This window comes from Streptomyces sp. NPDC005722 (assembly GCF_040630935.1).
Lineage (GTDB): Bacteria > Actinomycetota > Actinomycetes > Streptomycetales > Streptomycetaceae > Actinacidiphila.
Window position 1 is genome coordinate 1 of sequence record NZ_JBEXYN010000098.1, and the last position, 6,587, is coordinate 6,587.

At 74.2% G+C, this 6,587-nt stretch carries 8 protein-coding genes; 7 read left to right on the plus strand and 1 reads right to left on the minus strand.

Translation table 11 applies throughout. The annotated features are described in order from the left end of the window. Window positions 1-174 precede the first annotated feature (174 nt). Window positions 175-996, plus strand: a complete 822-nt coding sequence (locus tag ABZ479_RS41415; protein WP_500466416.1) for an alpha/beta fold hydrolase — start codon at window positions 175-177, stop codon at window positions 994-996. Window positions 997-1,021: 25 nt separating this feature from the next. On the opposite strand, the gene ABZ479_RS41420 is transcribed toward ABZ479_RS41415, so the two are convergent. Next, window positions 1,022-1,723: an SDR family oxidoreductase gene (locus tag ABZ479_RS41420; RefSeq protein ID WP_500466417.1), complete on the minus strand. Its 702-nt coding sequence runs from the start codon at window positions 1,721-1,723 to the stop codon at window positions 1,022-1,024. A gap of 110 nt (window positions 1,724-1,833) precedes the next feature. On the opposite strand from ABZ479_RS41420, the gene ABZ479_RS41425 reads away from it, so the two are divergent. The 6 genes from ABZ479_RS41425 (at window position 1,834) to ABZ479_RS41450 (ending at window position 6,431) form a co-directional block, all read left to right on the plus strand. Then, window positions 1,834-2,433: a TetR/AcrR family transcriptional regulator gene (locus ABZ479_RS41425; protein WP_500466418.1), complete on the plus strand. Its 600-nt coding sequence runs from the start codon at window positions 1,834-1,836 to the stop codon at window positions 2,431-2,433. Window positions 2,434-2,531: 98 nt separating this feature from the next. Next, on the plus strand, window positions 2,532-2,933 hold the full coding sequence (locus tag ABZ479_RS41430; RefSeq protein ID WP_500466419.1) for a hypothetical protein: 402 nt from the start codon (window positions 2,532-2,534) through the stop codon (window positions 2,931-2,933). 106 nt (window positions 2,934-3,039) lie between these two features. After that, on the plus strand, window positions 3,040-3,687 hold the full coding sequence (locus ABZ479_RS41435; protein WP_500466420.1) for a thioredoxin-like domain-containing protein: 648 nt from the start codon (window positions 3,040-3,042) through the stop codon (window positions 3,685-3,687). Next, a complete protein-coding gene (locus ABZ479_RS41440) occupies window positions 3,684-4,322 on the plus strand; it encodes a DUF305 domain-containing protein (protein ID WP_500466421.1) in 639 nt (212 codons plus the stop codon). The genes ABZ479_RS41435 and ABZ479_RS41440 overlap by 4 nt, the downstream gene beginning before the upstream one ends. 376 nt (window positions 4,323-4,698) lie before the next feature. Beyond that, a complete protein-coding gene (locus tag ABZ479_RS41445) occupies window positions 4,699-5,460 on the plus strand; it encodes an SDR family NAD(P)-dependent oxidoreductase (protein ID WP_500466422.1) in 762 nt (253 codons plus the stop codon). 197 nt (window positions 5,461-5,657) lie between these two features. Continuing rightward, window positions 5,658-6,431 carry a GNAT family N-acetyltransferase gene (locus ABZ479_RS41450; RefSeq protein ID WP_500466423.1) on the plus strand — a complete coding sequence of 258 codons (774 nt, stop codon included), beginning with the start codon at window positions 5,658-5,660 and terminating at the stop codon, window positions 6,429-6,431. Window positions 6,432-6,587: the final 156 nt, after the last annotated feature.

The following is a 6,587-nucleotide window of genomic DNA, read 5'->3' on the forward strand; positions in this document are numbered from 1 at the left end:
TTTCTTTTTTTCTTTTTACTCTTTTTTTTCTGTTTTTTGTCGTCCCCTCTCCCCCCCCACCCCCTGCCCCCCCCCCCCCCCCGCGCTGCCGGCGGGCCGCCCGCGCCCGGCCCCCCCCCCCACGTCGCCGGGCTGCGCCTTTCCCTGCACCGCTCCGGCACCGGCGGCCCCACCGTGGTGCTGCTCCCGGGCGCGGGCATGGTCGGCCTGGACTACGTGAACCTCCACGACCGCGTGGCCGCGCTCACCACGTGCGTCCTCTACGACCGCGGCGGCACCGGCTGGAGCACCCCCGTACCGCTCCCCCGCACGGCGGCGGACGTCACCTCCGAACTGCACGCCCTGCTCCACGCGGCCGACACCCCCGGCCCGTACCTCCTGGTCGGCCACTCCCTGGGTGCCGCCTACGCCCGTCGCTTCGCGCAGCGCCACCCCGGCGAGGTGGCGGGGCTGCTCCTGCTGGACCCGTTCCACGAGGACATGTACGCACGGGCGACGCAGGAGATCCGCGACAAGGTGGAGCAGCTGCGGCGCGCCACGCTGCCCGAGGCGACGCCGGAGCAGATCGAGCAGTCGCGGGCCGCCTTGGCGCGGCACTTCGCGGCCTGGCCGGACGGTGTCCGCGAACCGCTCGCCGAGTACCACCTCACCCGGTGGCGGACCGCCTGGGACGAGGACAGGAACGTGCACGACGTCGTCGCCGGCGAACTGCGCGACGCGCCCGGCCTCCCCGACGTGCCGCTGATCGTGCTGTCCGCGATGGGCGTCGACCCCACCCAGGCCCACCTGTGGTCCGAGGACACCGTCCGCGCGATGAACACCGCCAAACGCGAACTCCACGCCGCCCTGGCCGCGTCCGTCCCCCGGGGCGACCACCGCGTCGTCGGCGGCGCGGGCCACGGCTGGCTCCACGAGGAACGGCCCGACGCGGTCATGGAGGCCCTGCGGGACCTCCTGCATCCCGCGGGAGCGGTCCCGCGCCCGGCGGGGCCGTGAGCCCGGGCGCGGCGGGGCGCTCCGGTCAGCCGGCCAGTTGCGGGTACAGGGCGGCGAGGTCGGCCGAGAGGCCCGCCTTGACCTGGTGGGAGATCTCGTCGGCCAGCACCTCGTAGGCGTCGGATTCGATCCCGTCGAGCGCCTGCTCCGCGACGTCGGCCGGCGACGACTTCGGCGCGTCGATGTGCGCCGCCAGGTCGGTGTCCACATAGCCGACGTGCAGCCCGGTGACGTTGATGCCGCGCGGCTTCAGGTCCAGCCGGAGCGAGTTGGTCTGCGACCACAGCGCCGCCTTGGAGGCGCTGTAGGAGCCGGAGAGCGCGACCCACGACAGGACCGAGTGCACGTTGAGCAGGTGGCCGCCGCCATTGGCCTCGATGATCGGGGCGAAGGCCCGGGTCACCTGCAGGGGGCCGTAGAAGTTGGCTTCGAACTCGCGGCGGACGTCGTCCACGGGGGAGGTCAGGAACGATGCCGCCACGGCCCCCGCGGCGTTGTTGATCAGGATGGTGACGTCCTGAGCCTGCTCCGCGACGGCGGCCACCGAGGCGGGGTCGGTGACCTCCAGCGCGAGCGCGACCGCGCCGGGATGGGTGATGGTGCGCGGGTCGCGAGCGGTGGCATAGACCTTCTTGGCCCCTCGGGCGTGCAGGGCCTCGACCAGGGCACGGCCGATGCCCCGGCTGCCTCCGGTGACGAGAACGGTCGAACCTGCGATTGCGGTCATGGATGTGCTCCCAGCGAGAGTGACGAGGACCGACGGCGGAAACCGATCGGTTTCCAGGACTGTAAACCGATCGGTTTCCATTCGGCAACACACGGCGTAGGCTCACTTCCATGACTTCCGGCGCAACCACCCCGTCCGCCGCCACCGCGGCGACGACGGCTCCGACTCGCGAGCGGCTCCTCGACGCCGCGGCCGCGCTCTTCTACCGCGAAGGCGTCAGCATCGGCATCGAGGCACTGTGCCGAACGGCCGGAGTCTCCAAGCGGTCGATGTACCAGCTCTTCACAAGCAAGGACGACGTCCTGGCGGCCAGCCTGGAGCGCGCCGGCTCCCGCTACCTGAGCGGGCTGCTGCCCGCTCCCGAGGCCGGCCCGGCGCCGCGCGAGCGCATCATGCACGTCTTCGAGCACCTCGAGTCGCTGTCCGCGTCCCCTGACTACCTCGGCTGCCCCTTCCTGGCGACCGCCTTCGAGCTCAAGGACCCCGAGCACCCCGCCGGCGTGATCGCACGGCGCTACAAGGACGCGCTCACCGACTTCTTCCGCGAGGAGGCCCGTCGGGGCGGCGCGCACGACGCCGATCTGCTCGCCCGCCAACTCACCGTCGTCTTCGACGGATCCAGCGCCCGCGCCGTGGCCCAGGCCCGGAGCCTGGACGGCCTGGCCACGGCCACCGCCACGACCCTGCTGGACGCGGCGGGAATGTCCTGACCGCTGCCGGCCGAGCCGTGGCGGGCAGCTCGGTCGTCCGCCGCAGGCGCCGCACCCGGCGCGTATACGCGGCACGGCGGCGGGTACGATCTGCCGCGATGCGCAGTGACGGAGGAGCCGGCCGAGGCGGTGCGATACCCGCCCGTCTGAACGGTGTTGTCCTCGTCCTGTACGGATTGCTCGCCGCGCTCGGGATCTGCGGCCACACCGGGGCGCCGGACGCCGCCCACGGACCGGTCCGGACCCTGGTCGCCCCGCACAGCACCCACGTCACCGACGAGGTCTGCACGGACGCCCACGGCCCCGGACGGCCCGGCGACGGCTGCTCCCCCGCGGAGCACACGCCGGTGACCCTGGGTTCCGCTCCCCCGCCGCACCTCGCCGGCACCGAACTGCTGTCGGTGTGGCCGCCCGCGGTCGCCGCCGCGGGTCTCGGCGCACCGGCCCCGGGCACCGTGCGCTCCCTCGACCTGCACATGCTCCAGATCCAGCGGACGTAGAAGGGCCGACCGCACCGGCGGCGACCGCCGGTGCGCGACGTACGTCATCCGACCCTTCCCACCAGCACCGCCGTGTCGCCGACGCGGCGGGGAATCAGGACATGCCATGGGTGCCCCCCATTCCAAGGCCAGGGCCGCCGACCGCCGTGCGCGCGTCGAGGAGATACGCCGCCAGGAGCAGTCCCGCGAGCGCCGCAACCGGATCATCACCATCACCGCCTGCACCGTCATCCTCGTCGGGCTGGTCGGTGGCGGCGTCTACCTCGTGAACGCCGCGAACGACGGCGGCGACGGCGCGAAGAACGCCGCCGCCGGCGCCATCAGCGGGGAGAAGACCTGGTCCGGGCTCACGCAGAACCACCTCGACAAGACCGTCGACTACCCGATGAGCCCCCCGGTCGGCGGCGACCACAGCCCCGTCTGGCAGAACTGCAACGGCGACGTCTACGACAAGCCCCTCACCAAGGAGAACGCCGTGCACTCCCTGGAGCACGGCGCGGTGTGGGTGACGTACACCGACAAGGCGACGGACACCGACGTCAAGACGCTCGGCGCCCGCGTCTCGAAGACCCCGTACTCCCTCATGAGCCCCTACGCGGACCAGGCCTCGCCGATCACCCTCAGCGCGTGGGGCCACCAGCTGGGCGTCACCAAGGCGGACGATCCGCGCGTGGCGCAGTTCTTCGACACCTATGTGCAGGGCGACCAGACCCCCGAGCCCGGAGCGCCCTGCACCGGGGGCAAGGCCTCGTGACCGCCGCCAGGGGCGCGGGCAGGCCGCTGCTCGCGCTCGCCGGCTCCATGGTGCTGGTCGTGCTCGCGGCCCTGGCCTTCACCCTGCTGACGGCGCGGCCCAGCAGCGGGGGCACCCCGGGCACGGACTCGCCGGACGCCGGTTTCGCGCGCGACATGGCGATCCACCACCAGCAGGCGGTGGAGATGTCGCTGATCGTCCGTGACCGCACGGACGACGAGGACGTCCGCAGGCTCGCATACGACGTCATCAACACCCAGGCCAACCAGCGCGGCATGCTGCTGGGCTGGCTGGACGTCTGGGGGCTGCCCAAGTCCTCGTCGAAGCCGCCCATGACGTGGATGGGCCACGACACGGCCTACACGCCGCACGACGGGTCGCTGATGCCGGGCATGGCCACGGACACCGAGCTGCGCCGGCTCCAGGCGGCCCACGGCAAGGCCGCCGCGGTGCTCTACCTGCGGTTGCTCACCGCCCATCACAAGGGCGGCGTGGAGATGGCGGCCGCGGCCGCCGACCTCGCACGGACCGACCAGGTGCGGCGCCTGGCGGCGGGCATGGTCCAGGGCCAGGAGGCGGAGATCCGTCTGATGGCCGACATGCTCACGGCCCGCGGTTCGGGCCCGAACGCCTGACCCGCCTGACCCGCCTGACCCCGAACGCCTGGGCCCGAACGCGTGACCCCTGACCGCTGACCGCGCCGGGGTGCTCGGGAGGCCGCCTGCCTCCCGGGCACCGCCGGCACGGTGCGTCAGGGTGTCGTCAGGGATCGCCGCGCAGCCTTGCCCGCGGATCCGCCGCCGCATTGGATGAGGAGCGGGAACAACGGCCCGCGCCAGGACGACCGGCCACCCCGTCGGGTGCCGCCGGTGCCGCGCACCGCCCTCCCGCCGGTGCCCCGAGGCGCCGGACTCCCGCGGCCGCGCCGGGCGGCCGCCCCTGCTCACCGCAGGCGAGCGCCGCCGCCCACGCGGCCGGCGCGATGCGGCGTACCGATCCACGGAGTGGTCCATGTCTGCGTCCCCTGTCCTCGTCGTCCCCCCGCGCACGGCCCTGGTCACCGGGGCGACGTCCGGCGTCGGGTGGGAGACCGCCCGGTTGCTCGCCGAGCGGGGCTGCACGGTCGTCGTCCACGGTCGCGACACGGAGTCGGCGCACCACGCGGTGGAGCGGCTGGTGGCGGCCGGCATCGAGCGCGTCCGGCTGCGCCTGGCGGTGGCCGACTTCACCCGGCTCTCCGACGTCCGCCACCTGGCGGCCATGGTGCGGGGCCTGCACCCCGCGCTGGACGTCCTCGTCAACAACGCCGCCGTAGCGGCGCCCGAGAGCCGCACCCTCACCGCCGACGGCCACGAGGTCTCCTTCCAGGTGAACTTCCTGGCGGCCTACCTCCTCACCCGTGAGCTGGCCGGCCCGCTGACGGCGCGCCCGGGCGGCCGGGTGGTCAACGTGTCGTCCGCGACGCCCCGGTCGGTGGCGCCGGCATGGAGCGACCTGAACCGTTCCCACCGTTACTCGCGGCACGCCGCCTACGCCCGCTCGCAGCTGGCCCTCATCGTCTTCGCCCGGGCGGCCGCGCCCGGCGGCGTGACGGCCGTCAGCGTGCGCCCGGAGGACGCCGCGCGCGTGGCGCGGCTGTGCGACCCGGACACCGAACTCGTCCCGGGTGCCCACTACGACCGGGCCACGCTCGCCCCGGCCGCCGGGACCGCGGTCGAGGACCGCGCGGTACGGCGTCTGTGCAAGGTCGCCGACCTGCTCGTCTCCGCCTGAAAGGAGGTCATTCGTGTCCAAGCGTGCCCGCAAGAAGAGGGCCAGGCGCAAGAAGGGCGCCGGCCACGGCAACAAGCCCGGTCAGGGCTGATTCCCGATTCCCCACGGCGGTGCGGGCCCCGGGTCGACGACCCCGGTCCGCACCGCCGTCCGTTGTGCGGGGCGTACCACGGTGTGCGCGGAAGGTGTGGTCACCGGTGATCGAAGTCCCGGCCCTGGACGGCTGGTTCCCCTGCGGCGTGCCTGGTCCCGCCGCGCTCGCGGAGCACGTGCGGGCGAGCGGCAACGGAGGCTGGTGGGCCGACCGGGCGGCCGCGCCCCGCGCGGTCGCGGTGGTGTGCGCGGACCACGCGCTGCTGGAGGGCGATCCCCGGTACGTGGACCCGGACGGCCTCGCGGGCCTGGCGAACCGCTACGTCCTGGCCCGTACGCGCTTCCTGCCCGTCCTGGGTGCGGCGTTCGACCGGGTCGTGCCCTGGGAGCGGATGATCTGGGTGCAGTCGCGCCCGGTGCCGCGCCGCCGGCCCCCGCGGGACGTGGTGGTGCGCCGGCTGGTGCCGGGTGACGGCGCGGCCGTGGCCGCCGCGGGCGACGACGTCCGCCGGTTCACGCTCAGTTGGGGTGGTGCGCACGGCCTCGCCGCGTCGGGCCACGCGTGGGGGGCGTTCCGCTCGGGCCGGCTCGTCTCGCTGGCGTGCACGTACGTCCTGGGCGGCGTCTACGAGGACCTCGCGGTCGTCACGTCGCGGGGCCATCGCCGCGAGGGCCTGGCGCTGGCCTGCCTGTCGGGCCTGTGCAGCGACGTCGCGGCCCGCGGCCGCACACCCGGCTGGACGTGCTCGCGCGGCGACCGGCCCAGCCGCCGGCTGGCCTGGACCGCGGGTTTCCGGCTGTTCGGGGAGTACGTCCACTACGCGGTCGGCGCTCCCGCCGGGGCGGGTCACCGGGGCGGGATCAGGCGCGCTGTGTGAGCTCGCGGGAACGGCGGTGGCGACCGGGAGTTCCGCGGCGCCGCCGGATCGGCCGAGCCCGCCGCCGTCTCCCGCAGGACACCGCCCGTCGCCACGACACGACGCCTTACGCCGCGTGCGGCCGCACATGGAGCACCCCGCCCGGTGGGCCCACCG

What these genes read in the sequence shown, in the direction of transcription:
- ABZ479_RS41420 (WP_500466417.1), bottom strand. Translation starts at nt 1,723, where the DNA reads ATGACCGCAATCGCAGGTTCGACCGTTCTCGTCACCGGAGGCAGCCGG.
- ABZ479_RS41425 (WP_500466418.1), top strand. Translation starts at nt 1,834, where the DNA reads ATGACTTCCGGCGCAACCACCCCGTCCGCCGCCACCGCGGCGACGACG.
- ABZ479_RS41430 (WP_500466419.1), top strand. Translation starts at nt 2,532, where the DNA reads ATGCGCAGTGACGGAGGAGCCGGCCGAGGCGGTGCGATACCCGCCCGT.
- ABZ479_RS41435 (WP_500466420.1), top strand. Translation starts at nt 3,040, where the DNA reads ATGGGTGCCCCCCATTCCAAGGCCAGGGCCGCCGACCGCCGTGCGCGC.
- ABZ479_RS41445 (WP_500466422.1), top strand. Translation starts at nt 4,699, where the DNA reads ATGTCTGCGTCCCCTGTCCTCGTCGTCCCCCCGCGCACGGCCCTGGTC.